This window comes from Streptomyces sp. NPDC096193 (assembly GCF_040302905.1).
Classification (GTDB): domain Bacteria; phylum Actinomycetota; class Actinomycetes; order Streptomycetales; family Streptomycetaceae; genus Streptomyces.
Genome location: NZ_JBEOSJ010000003.1, coordinates 18,118 through 32,297, shown reverse-complemented (window position 1 = coordinate 32,297; position 14,180 = coordinate 18,118). Strand labels below are relative to the sequence as shown.

The following is a 14,180-nucleotide window of genomic DNA, read 5'->3' as shown; positions in this document are numbered from 1 at the left end:
CCGCTTCACGCCTTGGCGCGCTTGCGTCCCGTCTCGCCCACGAGCGCGATGACCGCGCCCACGGCGAAGAGGACGACATAGCCGGCGGTGGGGATGTCCCACCACGGGTGGAGCAGGCCCCAGGGCCCGTCCCCGTAGAGGCGGCCACCCGCGCCGAGGGCGCCCTGCACGGCGGTGATCCAGCCGATGATCGCGATGGTCTCGTTCTTCATGACTCCACGCTCTCCGGCCGCGGGGTCCGGCACATCGTGCGCACGGCGGAACCGCCGGTAGGCCGAAGGATGCAGACACAACCGGAGGGCCGCCCCGCGCGCTGCGCGAAACGGCCCTCCGTGTGCGACGACTACGCGCCGAGCAGTTTGCGCACCCGGTCCGCGCCGACCGCCAGCAGCAGCGTCGGCAGCCGCGGGCCGGTCTCCCGGCTCACCAGCAGCCGGTACAGCAGGGCGAAGAAGGACCGCTGCGCGGTCTTCAGCTCCGGCGTCGGCTTGGCGTCCGGCGCCAGGCCCGCCATCACCTTCGGCACGCCGTAGACGAGCGTGGTGAGCCCGTCCAGCGACCAGTGCGAGTCCAGCCCCTCCAGCAGCAGGCGCAGCGACTCGCGGCCCTCGTCGTCGAGGGAGCCGAGCAACTCGACGTCGGGCTCGGAGCGCACGACGGTCCGCGCCTCGGCCGGGACCTGGGTGGAGATCCAGTTCTCGGCGCGGTCCAGCCTCGGGCGCACCTCGTCGAGCGAGGACAGCGGGTTCGCCGGGTCCAGGTCGCTGAGGATGCGGACGGTCTGCTCGTCGTGGCCCGCGGTGATGTCGACGACGGAGGCCAGCGTCCGGTACGGCAGCGGCCGCGGGGTGCGCGGCAGGTCACCGGCGGCCGTACGGGCGGCGCGGGAGTGCGCGGCCACGTCCGCCGGCAGGGCGCTGCCGTCGGCGACCTTGGACTCGAGCTTGTCCCACTCGTCGTACAGCCGCTGGATCTCCTGGTCGAAGGCGATCTTGAAGGACTGGTTCGGCCGCCGGCGGGCGTACAGCCAGCGCAGCAGCGGAGCCTCCATGATCTTCAGCGCGTCGGCCGGGGTCGGCACACCGCCCCGCGACGACGACATCTTCGCCATGCCGGAGATCCCGACGAACGCGTACATCGGCCCGATCGGCTGCTCGCCGCCGAAGATCCCGACGATCTGCCCGCCGACCTGGAACGAGGAACCGGGCGACGAGTGGTCGACACCGCTGGGCTCGAAGATCACTCCTTCGTAGGCCCAGCGCATCGGCCAGTCGACCTTCCAGACCAGCTTGCCGCGGTTGAACTCGTTCAGCCGGACCGTCTCCGAGAAGCCGCACGCGGAGCACTGGTACGTCAGCTCGGTGGTCTCGTCGTCGTACGCCGTGACCGTGGTCAGGTCCTTGTTGCAGCCTCCGCAGTAGGGCTTGTACGGGAAGTACCCGGCCGAGCTCGTGCCGTCGTCCTCGGCCGCGGCGCCGGAGCCCTCGGCGGCCTCCAGCTCGGCCTCGTCGACCGGCTTCTGGCCCTTCTTCGGCGGGGCCTTCTTCGTCCGGTACTGCGCGAGGATCGCGTCGATGTCACCGCGGTGCTTCATCGCGTGCAGCACCTGCTCGCGGTAGACGCCCGAGGTGTACTGCTCGGTCTGGCTGATGCCGTCGTACTCGACGCCCAGCTCGGCCAGCGACGCCTCCATGGCGGCCTTGAAGTGCTCGGCCCAGGTCGCGTACGGCGAACCCTTCGGGGCGGGCACGGACGTCAGCGGGCGGCCGATGTGCTCGGCCCAGCCGGCGTCCACGCCCTCGACGCCGTTCGGCACCTTGCGGAAGCGGTCGTAGTCGTCCCAGGAGATCAGGTGCCGGACCTCGTAACCCCTGCGCCGGATCTCGTCGGCGACCAGGTGCGGGGTCATGACCTCACGGAGATTGCCCAGGTGAATGGGGCCGGAGGGGGAGAGACCGGACGCGACGACAACCGGTTTCCCAGGCGCACGCCGCTCCGAATCTGCGATGACATCGTCCGCGAAACGGGAGACCCAGTCGGTCTCGGTGCTGCTCTGAGCCACTGTCGGCACGTCCTTCTTTCTCGAAGCTTGGCGAGGCCATTGTCCCAGACGGATCGACCCGCCTGCGGTTGCCCGCTCCCGCCCCGACCACGTAGGACAAAGAGGTTGCCCGCCCATGGGACACTTGACAATCGATATAGACCTCGACCCCAGGAACGGAAGCTCATGGCCTCGGTCCCTTCCCTCGCTTCGACCGTGCAGCAGCGCATCGCGGACGCCCTCTCGGCTTCACTGCCGGAGGCCGGTTCCGCCGACCCCATGCTGCGCCGTAGCGACCGGGCCGACTTCCAGGCCAACGGCATCCTGGCGCTCGCCAAGAAGCTCAAGGGCAACCCGCGCGAGCTGGCCGACAAGGTCGTCGCGGCGATCGCCGACAACGACGTGCTGAAGGAGATCGAGGTCTCCGGACCCGGCTTCCTGAACATCACGGTCACCGACGAGGCGATCGTGCGGGCGCTCGCGGCCCGCGCCGCCGACGACCGGCTCGGTGTGCCGCACTCCGCGAACGCCGGCACCACGGTGATCGATTACGCCCAGCCGAACGTGGCCAAGGAGATGCACGTCGGCCATCTGCGGTCCGCCGTGATCGGCGCCGCGATGGTCGAGATCCTGGAGTTCACCGGCGAGACGGTGATCCGGCGTCACCACATCGGCGACTGGGGCACCCAGTTCGGCATGCTCATCCAGTATCTGATCGAGCACCCGCACGAGCTGGACCACCAGGGCGGCGAGGTCTCCGGCGAGGAGGCCATGTCGAGCCTCAACCGGCTCTACAAGGCCTCGCGTGCGGTCTTCGACTCCGACGAGGAGTTCAAGGCCCGCTCACGGGACCGGGTCGTGGCGCTCCAGTCGGGCGACGAGGAGACCCTCGCGCTGTGGCAGAAGTTCGTCGACGAGTCGAAGATCTACTTCTACTCGGTCTTCAGCAAGCTCGACATGGAGATCAACGACCCCGACGTGGTCGGCGAGTCGGGCTACAACGACATGCTCGACGAGACCTGCCGGCTGCTGGAGGAGTCGGGCGTCGCCGTCCGCTCCGAGGGCGCGCTCTGCGTCTTCTTCGACGATGTGAAGGGCCCGGACGGCAATCCGACCCCGCTGATCGTCAAGAAGTCGAACGGCGGCTACGGCTACGCGGCTACCGACCTCTCCGCGATCCGCGACCGGGTGCAGAACCTGGCAGCGGACACGCTGCTCTACGTGGTCGACGCCCGGCAGTCCCTGCACTTCAAGATGGTCTTCGAGACCGCGCGCCGGGCCGGCTGGCTGAACGACAAGGTCGACGCGGTGCAGCTGGCCTTCGGCACGGTGCTCGGCAAGGACGGCAAGCCGTTCAAGACCCGTGAGGGCGAGACGGTCCGGCTGGTGGACCTGCTGGACGAGGCGGTGGACCGGGCGACCGCGGTGGTGCGGGAGAAGGCCAAGGACCTCACCGAGGAGGAGATCGCCGAGCGTGGTGCCCAGGTGGGCATCGGCGCGGTGAAGTACGCCGACCTGTCGACGTCCGCTTCGCGGGACTACAAGTTCGACCTGGACCAGATGGTGTCGCTGAACGGCGACACCAGCGTCTACATCCAGTACGCGCACGCCCGGATCAAGTCGATCTTCGGCAAGGCCGGCGGCATCGAGCCGGTCGCGCACCCGGAGCTGGAACTGGCGCCGGCCGAGCGGGCGCTCGGCCTGCACCTGGACCGGTTCGGCGAGACGGTCGCGGAGGCGGCCGCGTCCTTCGAACCGCACAAGCTGGCCGCGTACCTCTACCAGTTGTCGTCGCTGTTCACGACGTTCTACGACCAGTGCCCGGTGGTCAAGCCCGCGCCGCCGCGGGAGGTCGCGGAGAACCGGCTGTTCATCGCCGACCTGACCGCCCGCACGCTGCACCAGGGCATGGCGCTGCTGGGCATTCGCACCCCCGAGCGCCTCTGACCGACGCAGGACCCACTGGCCGGAGTCAGCGAGCCTTCCACTCGCTCTTCTCCGGCCAGTAGTCGTACATCGGCCGTCCCTCCAGCGCGCTCGCCCGGAACGGCTCACCGCCGTCGTCGACGCGTACGGTCCCGCGGCGGTCACCGCTGCTCCAGTCGACCTCCAGGTACCAGCTCACGTCGTGGGCCTTCGTCCGGATGTCGAAGTCGAGCACCTGCGGGTCGTTCGCGGAGACCTTGTACGGGAAGTCCTTGGCGGGCACGACCGTGTCGCCCTGCTGTCCGGCGACGGGCCGCACGATCGGACGGGTCTTGTCCAGGTCTACGGCGAACGTCTGCGGGGTGACACCGCTGCCGCAGCCTTCGCCCATCGAGTACACCTGCCACGGAAGCGGCGCGTTGCGCGCGACCACCCGCACATGCACGGCGTTCAGGACGACGGCTTCCTGCGCCTTCCCGGTGACGGTCAGTTGGAGCCGCATCCCACCCGCGTCGACACCGCCGAGCGCCTGGGACCAGCTGCGGTGGTCCTGCGGCGAGGGCGGGCGCGGCACCCCGCCCGGCTTCTGTTCGAGCAGGTAGTACTGCCCGCAGGGCGAGTCCCAGTTGTACGAGCTGACGCCGGCGCGCACCGGTACGCCCGCGGCGGGATCCTGCGGCGTCTGCTCACGGGGCGCCGGCGCCGACGGGGTCGCGGACTTCCGGGGCGCGCTCGCGGAGGGGCTGCCGCTCGGCGAGGTGCTCGCGGACGGTGAGGCGGAGCGGGACGCGGGACCGTCGGGGTTCACGGCACCGGCCGCGCCCTTGTGGTCGTCGTCCGCCTTCCCCGAGCCGGTTCCCTGACTCGCGACGACGGCGGCCGGGACGGCGAGCGCGACGACGGCGGCAGCTGCGACGGCGACGGCAAGGCGCTTGCGGCGGGCGTCGGTTGCTGTGGCCGGGGCGGGGTCGGTGGTCGCGGTGGGGTCCGTCGGCGCGGCGGCAGCCGGGGGTCGGGCGGGGCTGGTGTCGGGCCCCCGGCCCGGTTCGGGCTCCGGCTCGAAGACCCGGTTCGGCTCCTCCCCCGCGACCGAGGCCGCCGGCGTCCCCTTCCCCCGTCTGCGTGCCTCGTCCGCGAGGATCCACTTGCGGTGCACGGCCACCAGTTCCTCGGAACCGGCCCCGCACGCCCGGGCGAACCGCTCGATCGGCGCGAACTCGTTCGGTACCGCTTCGCCGTTGCAGTACCGGTGGAGCGTCGAGGTGCTGACGTGGAGCTTGCCGGCGAGGACTCCGTAACTCCGCCCCGAGCGGTCCTTCAGTTTCCTGAGCTGTGCCGCCAGTTCCGCGGCCTCGGGCGTCGCCGCCACCTCGTACATCCCCTCGTCATCGCACTCGTCCGTCCCGGAATGCCGTTCCAGGCAAGGGCCTTACCCCCAGGTCACAGTACGCGTCGGCGTTCCGGCTTCCCCAATGGTCCCTGCGGCGTTGCGGCCCGGGGAGCGGTCCCCGCAGTCTGTGATCACACCGCACAGCCGACCGGGGAGCAGTCATGCGAACCCCTCTGCGCAGCATGTTCGTCGACGCTGCGGCCGTGCTCGTGGTGATCGCGTCGATCGCGGTCGTCACGGCAGTCATCCGAAATCTCTGATGCCTTCACGCATCACCGCACGGGGGAGACACCCATCATCATGCGCAACTTCCGCACCCGCACCACCGTCGTCGCCGGCACCGCCCTGCTCGCCGCACTCTCGCTGACCGCCTGCCAGGGTGACGGCAAGGCGGCGGTCGGCTCGTCCTCGCCCTCCACGAGCACGACAGGCGGCCCGGGTACGACCCCGCCCTCCACTCCGGCGGCCGACCAGCCCGCGAGCGGCGGCGCCACGGCGTCCAGCACCGGCGGCGGAACGGGCGGCACCGGCACCGGCGGTACGACCGGTGGCGGCGCAAGCAAGGGCGGCGACTCCGGCGACGCGGTCACAGCCGCCTGCGGCGACCGCGTGAAGATCACCTACAGCAAGGTCAGCCGTCCCATCAACCACGGCCTGCTCACGGTGACGAACACCGGCTCCAGGGCCTGCAACGCCTACTACGCGCCGCTGCTGCGCTTCGACGAGGCACAGTCCGCCACCGCGATCAACGACGACAGCCGTCCGCAGGCCGGCGTGACGCTGCTGCCCGGCGAGTCCGCCTATGCGTCGATCATGCTCTCCTCGGCCGACGGCAGCGGCACGAACGGCAGCACGGCCAAGAAGCTGGCCGTGAGCTTCGCCCCGCGCGACGGCGGCGGTTCGACGGACGCCGCACCGGCCGAGATCACTCTCCCGGCCGGCACGTACATCGACACCACCACGTCCGTCACCTACTGGCAGCGCTCCATGAACGACGCCCTCACCTGGTGACGCGTGAGCAGCACAACCCTCACATGAGGGCGTGCGAGGGCCGCTGAGCGGTCTCGTCGATCTCCGTGTGCGCCTTCTGCAGCAGCTGTGAGGCGAGGTCCATCAAGGCGCGTGCGCCCGCGATCTCCTCGCCCACCAGCAGTTGTGGTTCGTCCGACCGGTGACGGTTCGCGTTGCCGTGGCCCCGGATCTCCGTGCCGTCGCCGAGTCTCACCATGGCGGCCGCACGGGTCCGGTCGCCGTCTTCCCGGAACTCCATCTCGATGTGCCATCCGACGAGTGTCTCCATGGCCGATCACCTCCAGCGGGTACCCCTTCCAGGGTGCTCCCCGCGAGCGCCGATGACCACTTTCCGGCGCCGGGGACGTGGGCGGGGTACGCACCTTCCGGTGAGTACCGCACCACATAGTCGGTACTTGTGAGCTTTCGGGCACCGGACAAGGATCAGGGGCGTCCCGAGAAACATTGTGAGGAGCCCCGCCGTGTCCGCGCCCCAGCCCCCCGTACCGCAGCCGTCCGACCCCGCGTCCCGGCCGGCCGGCGCCCGGCCCGCCGTATCGCGGCCCTCCGTGCCCGGGTCCCGTCCGCCGGTGTCCGTCCTCGGTCTCGGCATGATGGGCTCCGCCCTCGCCGCCGCCTTCCTCGGAGCCGGCCACCCGGTCACCGTCTGGAACCGGACCCGTTCGAAGGCCGGGCCCCTCGTCGCTCAGGGCGCGGCGCCGGCCGGCTCGGCGGCGGAGGCCGTGACCGCGGGCGGGCTCGCGGTCGTCTGCCTGATGACCAACGACAACGTCCGGGAGCTGCTCGACTCCCTCGGCGAGGGCCCCGCGGGCCGCACGGTCGTCAATCTGACCAACGGAACCCCCGCGCAGGCACGGGAGTTGGCCGTCCGGGCCGCCGAGCTCGGCATCCGGTACCTCGACGGCGGCATCATGGCCGTCCCCCAGATGATCGGCGGACCGCACGCCTATGTCCTTTACAGCGGGGACGAGCAGGTCTTCGAGACCCACCGCTCCACGCTCGCCGCGCTCGGCGGCACCACCTTCACCGGCGCCGACCCCGGACTCGCGGCGCTGCACGACCTGGCGCTGCTCACCGGGATGTACGGCATGGTCGTCGGTGTCCTCCAGGCCTACGCCCTGGTGCGCACCGAAGGCATTTCGGCCACCGACTTCTCCGAGCTCCTGGTGCCCTGGGTCGGCGCGATGCTCTCCGGTGCGCCGCAGTGGGCGGCGGCCGTCGACTCGGGCGAGCATCTCACCGACGTCTCCAGCCTCGCCGTCAATCAGGCGGCCGTGCCCAACTTCCTTGCGGCGTTCAGGGATCAGGGCATCACCACCGAGTTCTTCGAGCCGCTGCAGGCGATCCTGGACCGGGCGATCCAAGAGGGACACGCGGACGACGGGCTCTCCCGTCTCGTCGACCTGATGCGGGCGTAGCGGCGAAATCGCGCCACCTGGTGATTCACATTGGTCTATACCTTGACTCGATCACGTCAATAGCGCTTGAGTGTGCGGCACAACCCCCCACCACGGCCTTGCCGTTGCTGTGAAGGAGTGACCGAGTGCTGAGACAGCGCATCAAGGTATGGCTCGCCGCGATCGTCGCCGGAGTCGGTATCGCGGCATTGGGCCTCGCGCCCTCCGCCACGGCAGCCCCCACTGCTGCCGCTGACGCCTGCACCTCCGCGCCCAGCTGGCAGGCGGGCGCCTGGTACACCACTGGCAACGTTGTCAGATACACCGATGGCCGGTACTACATAGCCGAGCACGACAACCCCGGCTACGACCCGGTCATCAGCACCTGGTTCTGGGAGCCATACACCTGTGGCAGCGGCAACCCGCAGCCGTCGGGCTTCGTGGTCAGCGAGGCGCAGTTCAACCAGATGTTCCCGGGTCGGAACTCCTTCTACAGCTACAGCGGTCTGACCGCCGCGCTCAGCGCCTACCCCGGCTTCGCCAACTCCGGCAGCGACACGGTGAAGAAGCAGGAAGCGGCGGCGTTCCTCGCCAACGTCTCCCACGAGACCGGCGGACTGGTCCACGTCGTCGAGCAGAACACCGCCAACTACCCGCACTACTGCGACTGGAACCAGCCCTACGGCTGCCCCGCCGGCCAGGCCGCCTACTACGGCCGCGGCCCCATCCAGCTCAGCTGGAACTTCAACTACAAGGCGGCCGGTGACGCCCTCGGCATCGACCTGCTCGGCAACCCCTGGCGCGTCGAACAGGACGCCGCCGTCGCCTGGAAGACCGGCCTCTGGTACTGGAACACCCAGAACGGCCCCGGCACCATGACCCCGCACAACGCCATGGTCAACCAGGCCGGCTTCGGCCAGACCATCCGCTCCATCAACGGCTCCCTGGAATGCGACGGCAAGAACCCCGCGCAGGTCCAGAGCCGCGTCACCAAGTACCAGCAATTCACCCAGATCCTCGGCGTCGCCCCCGGCGGCAACCTGTACTGCTGAGGAAACCCCCCACACGACCGCGGGCCGGGAGAATGTTCCCCGGCCCGCGGTCAGCCATGTCGGGCCCTCTCCCCCGTCTGACCGTCACACCCGTCGCCCTGGACGCACCGGTCACAGTTGTCCGCCGTCGGCAGGCAACCCGGAGAATCTTCTCCCCGTCCTCCGAGTGCGAGAGGCTCCCGGACCCAACCGGGCGCCCGATCCATGGGGTTGAGGAGGGGACCGTTGTTACGTGCCCGCAGGATATGGGCCACCGCGATAGCGGTGATCACGGTGGCGGGGGTGTCGCCGGCGGCGGCGCAAGCCCTGCCGCAGCCGCCCGACACACGGCCCGCCACGGCGGCGAACGGCGAGAACAACCTGCCGCCCGGCTGGCGGATCACGAAGACCGACGGGAATCGCGCGCTGGAGTGGCGCTCCCCGCGCCCCGTGCCGGTGGGCGACGCGCGCGTGGAGTTCCACGCCGACGGCAGACTGGTCGGCGTTCCCGAGCCGGCCGAGGACAACCGCACCTTCCGGCTGCCGCTCGACGACGCGCGCACGGCCGATCTGGCCGACCTCCAGGTGCTGGCGGCGGGCCGGCGGCTGGACCGGAAGCCCGACAGTGCCGGTGACGGGCGCTCCCTGCCCGCCGCGAAAGCGCCGGCGAGACTCCCGGCCGGGTCCGTCGACCCGGGCAGGCCGGGCACGTACGGCACGGTCACCGGGGAGTACGCGCTCGATCCGGTCCGCCTCCCCGGCTTTCCCGCGCCCGTCGAGATGCGCGGCGTCGTCGTCGCTCCGAAGGGCGCGACCGGCAAGCGTCCCGTCGCCCTGTTCCTGCACGGCCGGCACGCCACCTGTTACGTCCCGGGCGCCGAGGACGAGGTGTCCATCGACTGGCCCTGCGCCAAGGGTGCCGAGCCCATCCCCAGCCATCGGGGTTATCTGCGCGACCAGAAGCTGCTGGCCTCCCAGGGCTATGTGACCGTGTCGATCTCCGCCAACGGCATCAACGGCCAGGACGGCAACGCCGAGGACGGCGGCGCGCAGGCCCGCTCATCGCTGGTGCGCACGCATCTCGCCCGCTGGGCCGACTGGGCCGCGAAGCCCGCCAAGGCCCCGGCGGCCGTACGCAAGGCACCGAAGACGGACCTCTCCCGCGTCCTGCTCGTCGGCCACTCGCGCGGCGGCGAGGGCGTCAACCGGGCCGCCATGGACAGCCTCTACCCGCCCCCGCCCGCCCAGGACGGCTACCGCGGAAAGACGCGCTGGCACATCCGCGGGACCGTGCTCATCGGCCCGACGATCTTCGGCCAGAACCCGGTGCCGGACGTACCGTCGCTGACGATCCTGCCGGGCTGCGACGGCGACGTCTCCGACCTCCAGGGCCAGGTGTACGCCGACGGCACCCGCGGTGTCAGCCGGGGCAAGGCCCTGCACAGCGCGGTCTACATGGTCGGCGCCAACCACAACTACTTCAACAGCGAGTGGACGCCGGGCCAGGCCCAGGCACCCGCCGACGACGACTTCTGGCAGGACCCCGAGCAGCCCGACCCGGTGTGCTCGCCGGGCACCGCGACCCGGCTGACCGCCGACCAGCAGCACCGGGCCGGCGCCACCTACATCGCCGCCGCGGCCCGGCTGTTCGTCGCCGGGGACGACCGCGTGCGCGAGCTGATCGACGGCACCGGCCGCCGCGCCCCCTCCGCCGACCCCGCGCGCGTGCTGACCCACGCGGTGGGCGCGAACCGCAGCGCCGGGTTCCTCCCGGACGGCTCCGTGAAGGTGACCGGCGGACGGCTGTGCTCCGCGATCGACAGCGACCCGCGCACCGCCTGCCTGAACCCGGAGAAGGACAGCCCGTCGCCGCACTTCGCCGGCTGGGGACCGGACCGCGAGTCGGGCCGCCGGGCGGTGGCCATGCGCTGGTCGGCCCCCGGTACGGCGGTGAAGGTGCGGCCCGACAAGCCGCTGTCCGTCAAGGGCTCCCAGAGCCTCGCGCTGCGCGTCTTCGTCCCCGCGAACTCCACAGGCACGCAACTGGACGTGTCCGTCACAGACGCCTCCGGCAAGCGGGCGAACCTCGGCCGCGTCCGGGTGGACGGGCTGCCGGGCAGCGACCGCACCGCCTCCTCCTGGGCACGTGAGGTGCGCGTACCGGTCACCGCCGCCACCCGCGCCGGTCTCGACCTGACGCGCATCGCCTCCCTGGAACTGACCCCGCGCAGCCGCTCCGGACAGGCGTGGCTGATGGACGCCTGGGCGTGGAGCCCCGGCACCCCCGCGGTACGGGAGGCCCCGCTGACCCGTGTCGACATCGGCCGTCTGAAGGTCAAGGAGGGCAACGCCGGCACCCGTACGTACGAGGTGCCCGTCCGCATCTCCGGCAAGGGCAACGGCACGGTACGGGTGTTCGCCCTGGACCCGGCCACCGGCACCACCAAGGAGAAGCTGGTGACCGTACGGCCCGGCGGCCAGGTCACCGACCTGACCGTGAAGGTCACCGGCAACACCCGGTACTCCTGGGACGTGGCCCATGACGTGCTCGTGAAGGCGGTCCGAGGTTCCGTCGTCGGCTCGCACGTCGGCGGGGTCATCGCCGAGAACGACGACGCGATGCCGACGATCACCATGAAGCCCGTCGCCGACAGGGTGACCGAGGGGAAGCCCCTGACGTGGCGGCTCGCGTTGTCGGCGCCCGCCGACGTCGAGCTGACGAGGACGCTGAAGATCGTCCCCGCCACGGGCGGCCCCGAGTTGACCACCGAGGACGTCGACCGGCAGTGGCTCATCGACACGTTCGGCGGCGCGCCGGACGATGACGTGCCCCTGTCCCGGCTGGAATGGCCCTACCTGTGGGCCGCTGTGCCCGCCGGGCAGACCAGCGCCGAGGTCAGCGTCCCCACGGCCGCCGACAGGGTGACCGAGCAGACGGAGCACCTGGTCCTCCAGCCCGTCAACGACGAGGACGGCAAGCCGGACGGCCCGGCGGTGACCGGCACGGTGCTCGACGGGCCGTAGACACCACGCCTCACCGCAGGGTGAAAGCGCACCACACCACCTTGCCCGGATCGCGTTGGCCGACACCCCAGGTGTCGGTCAACGCGTCCACCAGCAACAGACCGCGCCCCGACTCCCCGTCCGGCTCACGCACAGCGGGTCGCCCGTCACCGCTGTCATGCACCTCGATCCGCAGCGCCGCTCCCTGCTCGTACAGCCACAGCCGCAGCAGATACCCGCGTCCCGGCGGTACACCGTGCACCAGCGCGTTCGTCGCGAGCTCGCTCACGCACAGCGTGATGTCGTCGGCCCTTGCGCCCCAGCCCCACGCACTCAGCGCCTCCCGCGCGAACTCCCGCGCCGCGGCGACCGATCGGCGTTCGCGACGGCAGAACAGCTCGCGCAGATCCTCGTGTTGCATCGTCTTGTCCACGCGGCGAGAGTCGCGTCCCTTGACGGGGTGACAGCACTGCGCGAACCCGTACGTTTCATCTGTACGGGTCGTGCAGGCGTAACGTACGCCCGCGTCCGGGGAGTTGGTCGGACATGCACTCCAGGAGACGCCCACGGAAGAACGCCTCGGCGATGCGGCTGGTCGGCCGCCAGCTCGCCCGCTTCCGCGAGGCCGCGGGCCTGACCCAACGCGGACTCGCGGCCGAGTTCAACCTCGCCGAGCAGACCGTCGCCTCGATCGAACAGGGCCGCCGCCCGCTGAAACCGGACCTCGCCGCCCGCTTCGACGACCGCCTCGACACGAAGGGGGCGCTGTCGGTCGCGGTGGACAACATGCCGGAGGTGGACCTGATCCCGGCGTGGGCGGAGGAGTACATGGACCTGGAGCGGGAGGCGCTCGCTCTGTCCTGGTACGACAACCAGGTCGTGCCCGGCCTGCTCCAGACCGAGCGCTATGCGCGCGGGGTCTTCCGCAGCCGGGTACCCGCCTTCAGCGCGGACGACATCGAGACACAGATCACGAACCGTGTCCGGCGTCAGGAGATCCTGACCCGGACGCACCCGCCGACGATCAGCTTCGTCATGTGGGAGGCGATCCTGATGGACCGCATCGGCGGCGACGAGGTGTACGAGGATCAGCTTCGCCACTTGCGGGCGTGCGCCGAACTGCCGGGCGTCTCACTCCAGGTCATGCCGTTCGGCCGCACCAACCACGCGGGCCTCGACGGCCCGTTCACCATGCTGGAGACCCCCGATCACCAGCTGCTCGGCTACACCGAGAGCCAGCGCGGCAGCCAACTCGTCTCCGACCCGGACGAGGTCAGCATCCTCTCCTGCAAGTATGCGATGCTGCGGGCACAGGCCCTCAACCCCGAAGAAACCAAGGGCCTGTTGGACCGGCTGCTGGGAGAGAGATGAGCACCGCACTGAAGTGGTTCAAGTCCAGCTACAGCGGCAGCGAGGGCGGGCAGTGCCTCGAAGTCGCTTACGACTGGCGCAAGTCCACCCGCAGCAGCGACGAAGGCGACGCCTGCGTCGAGGTCGCCGTACACCCCGCCGCCATCCACGTCCGCGACTCGAAGAACCCCGGCGGCCCGAGCCTCACGCTCGACCCGGCCGCCTGGGCGTCCTTCGTGGGCGGGCTCGCCTGACGTCGGGACTCAGCACTCACCGGTCCGGCTCGACACGGCGTACGTGAACTTCGGCAGCTTCACCGTGCGGCCGAGGCCGCCGGGCGCGACGGTCTCGACAAAGCCCGTGTGGTTGCGCTTGACGTCCATGCAGAACCACGCTCCCGCGCCGTCGGCCGTTATGGCGTAGCGCGCCTGATCTGCCGTCGGCTCTCCGGCGAGCTCGGCGTCCACGCCGAACTGCGGGGCGCCGCCGTCTCCGTACTCGACGATCTCCTGCTCGACCTTGGTGGCGTATTCACCCTCGAAGTCGGCGGGGGAGTCGGCCTCGAACGGGCCGCCGTGGACGGTGCTGCCGTCGAGGGACGCGGTGGCGCCCTTGACCGCCGTGGTCAACTCGTCGTCGCTCCACCCCACGTCGTCCTGGACCTTGAGGCCCTGCACTCCGACGACGACTCCGACGACGGCCATCGCGACCAGGAGGAATCGAGCTGCGACGAAGGCGCCGTCCGAGACGTCCGGGGCCGAGGGATTCCATGACTCCCGCCAGGAGCGGACACGATCTGCCTTGACGCAGGCCATGAGGAGCAGCAGGCCCGAGAGCACGAAGGTGAACACTGCCATTCCCGTCACGCCTTGTCCTCCGCAGTCGCTGCCTGGTGTTCTCCGGAGCCAGGGCACCTGCCGGCTTCGCCGGAGGGCAGCCCGGCACCTCGAACAGCGAACGACTCTAACGGCCCCGGCACACGGTGCCCGCCCCGGGGAGGTCCGGGCAGG

At 70.7% G+C, this 14,180-nt stretch carries 13 protein-coding genes; 7 read left to right on the top strand and 6 right to left on the bottom strand.

Annotation, left to right across the window (positions count from 1 at the left end; genetic code table 11):
• Positions 1-5: 5 nt before the first annotated feature.
• Entirely contained in the window at positions 6-212 is a 207-nt protein-coding gene (locus tag ABTX78_RS05550; RefSeq protein WP_352205536.1) for a hypothetical protein, read from the bottom strand.
• A 131-nt stretch (positions 213-343) separates the two neighbouring features.
• Positions 344-2,071, bottom strand: coding sequence for a lysine--tRNA ligase (lysS, locus tag ABTX78_RS05545; protein ID WP_352205535.1), 1,728 nt, complete (start codon positions 2,069-2,071; stop codon positions 344-346).
• Between the two features lie 156 nt (positions 2,072-2,227).
• Between lysS and argS the strand changes: the two genes are divergently transcribed.
• Positions 2,228-3,988 carry an arginine--tRNA ligase gene (gene argS, locus ABTX78_RS05540; RefSeq protein ID WP_352205534.1) on the top strand — a complete coding sequence of 587 codons (1,761 nt, stop codon included), beginning with the start codon at positions 2,228-2,230 and terminating at the stop codon, positions 3,986-3,988.
• A gap of 25 nt (positions 3,989-4,013) precedes the next feature.
• Here argS and ABTX78_RS05535 read toward each other — a convergent pair whose 3' ends face one another.
• Complete coding sequence (locus tag ABTX78_RS05535; protein ID WP_352205533.1) at positions 4,014-5,345, bottom strand: helix-turn-helix domain-containing protein; 1,332 nt, start codon at positions 5,343-5,345, stop codon at positions 4,014-4,016.
• A gap of 312 nt (positions 5,346-5,657) precedes the next feature.
• Here ABTX78_RS05535 and ABTX78_RS05530 point away from each other — a divergent pair, with 312 nt between their 5' ends.
• Positions 5,658-6,368, top strand: a complete 711-nt coding sequence (locus ABTX78_RS05530) for a DUF4232 domain-containing protein (protein ID WP_352205532.1) — start codon at positions 5,658-5,660, stop codon at positions 6,366-6,368.
• Between the two features lie 19 nt (positions 6,369-6,387).
• On the opposite strand, the gene ABTX78_RS05525 is transcribed toward ABTX78_RS05530, so the two are convergent.
• Positions 6,388-6,657, bottom strand: a complete 270-nt coding sequence (locus tag ABTX78_RS05525) for a DUF1876 domain-containing protein (protein ID WP_352205531.1) — start codon at positions 6,655-6,657, stop codon at positions 6,388-6,390.
• Positions 6,658-6,850: 193 nt separating this feature from the next.
• Here ABTX78_RS05525 and ABTX78_RS05520 point away from each other — a divergent pair, with 193 nt between their 5' ends.
• The 3 genes from ABTX78_RS05520 (at position 6,851) to ABTX78_RS05510 (ending at position 11,841) form a co-directional block, all read left to right on the top strand.
• The gene (locus ABTX78_RS05520; protein WP_352205530.1) at positions 6,851-7,807 is read left to right on the top strand and encodes an NAD(P)-dependent oxidoreductase; all 957 of its coding nucleotides are present in this window, start codon (positions 6,851-6,853) and stop codon (positions 7,805-7,807) included.
• Between the two features lie 125 nt (positions 7,808-7,932).
• Entirely contained in the window at positions 7,933-8,838 is a 906-nt protein-coding gene (locus ABTX78_RS05515) for a glycoside hydrolase family 19 protein (protein WP_352205529.1), read from the top strand.
• A 225-nt stretch (positions 8,839-9,063) separates the two neighbouring features.
• A complete protein-coding gene (locus tag ABTX78_RS05510; RefSeq protein WP_352205528.1) occupies positions 9,064-11,841 on the top strand; it encodes an alpha/beta hydrolase family protein in 2,778 nt (925 codons plus the stop codon).
• A gap of 10 nt (positions 11,842-11,851) precedes the next feature.
• Here ABTX78_RS05510 and ABTX78_RS05505 read toward each other — a convergent pair whose 3' ends face one another.
• A complete protein-coding gene (locus ABTX78_RS05505; protein WP_352205527.1) occupies positions 11,852-12,253 on the bottom strand; it encodes an ATP-binding protein in 402 nt (133 codons plus the stop codon).
• 113 nt (positions 12,254-12,366) lie between these two features.
• On the opposite strand from ABTX78_RS05505, the gene ABTX78_RS05500 reads away from it, so the two are divergent.
• Complete coding sequence (locus ABTX78_RS05500) at positions 12,367-13,191, top strand: helix-turn-helix domain-containing protein (RefSeq protein ID WP_352205526.1); 825 nt, start codon at positions 12,367-12,369, stop codon at positions 13,189-13,191.
• Complete coding sequence (locus ABTX78_RS05495) at positions 13,188-13,424, top strand: DUF397 domain-containing protein (protein ID WP_352205525.1); 237 nt, start codon at positions 13,188-13,190, stop codon at positions 13,422-13,424. The genes ABTX78_RS05500 and ABTX78_RS05495 overlap by 4 nt, the downstream gene beginning before the upstream one ends.
• A gap of 9 nt (positions 13,425-13,433) precedes the next feature.
• Here the strand turns inward: ABTX78_RS05495 and ABTX78_RS05490 are convergent, their stop codons facing one another.
• Positions 13,434-14,027 carry a hypothetical protein gene (locus ABTX78_RS05490; protein WP_352205875.1) on the bottom strand — a complete coding sequence of 198 codons (594 nt, stop codon included), beginning with the start codon at positions 14,025-14,027 and terminating at the stop codon, positions 13,434-13,436.
• Positions 14,028-14,180 lie beyond the last annotated feature (153 nt).

Excerpts from the sequence above, each read along its gene's own strand:
- ABTX78_RS05535 (WP_352205533.1), bottom strand. The coding sequence starts at position 5,345 with ATGTACGAGGTGGCGGCGACGCCCGAGGCCGCGGAACTGGCGGCACAG.
- ABTX78_RS05500 (WP_352205526.1), top strand. The coding sequence starts at position 12,367 with ATGCACTCCAGGAGACGCCCACGGAAGAACGCCTCGGCGATGCGGCTG.
- ABTX78_RS05495 (WP_352205525.1), top strand. The coding sequence starts at position 13,188 with ATGAGCACCGCACTGAAGTGGTTCAAGTCCAGCTACAGCGGCAGCGAG.
- ABTX78_RS05530 (WP_352205532.1), top strand. The coding sequence starts at position 5,658 with ATGCGCAACTTCCGCACCCGCACCACCGTCGTCGCCGGCACCGCCCTG.
- ABTX78_RS05525 (WP_352205531.1), bottom strand. The coding sequence starts at position 6,657 with ATGGAGACACTCGTCGGATGGCACATCGAGATGGAGTTCCGGGAAGAC.
- ABTX78_RS05490 (WP_352205875.1), bottom strand. The coding sequence starts at position 14,027 with ATGGCAGTGTTCACCTTCGTGCTCTCGGGCCTGCTGCTCCTCATGGCC.
- argS (WP_352205534.1), top strand. The coding sequence starts at position 2,228 with ATGGCCTCGGTCCCTTCCCTCGCTTCGACCGTGCAGCAGCGCATCGCG.
- ABTX78_RS05550 (WP_352205536.1), bottom strand. The coding sequence starts at position 212 with ATGAAGAACGAGACCATCGCGATCATCGGCTGGATCACCGCCGTGCAG.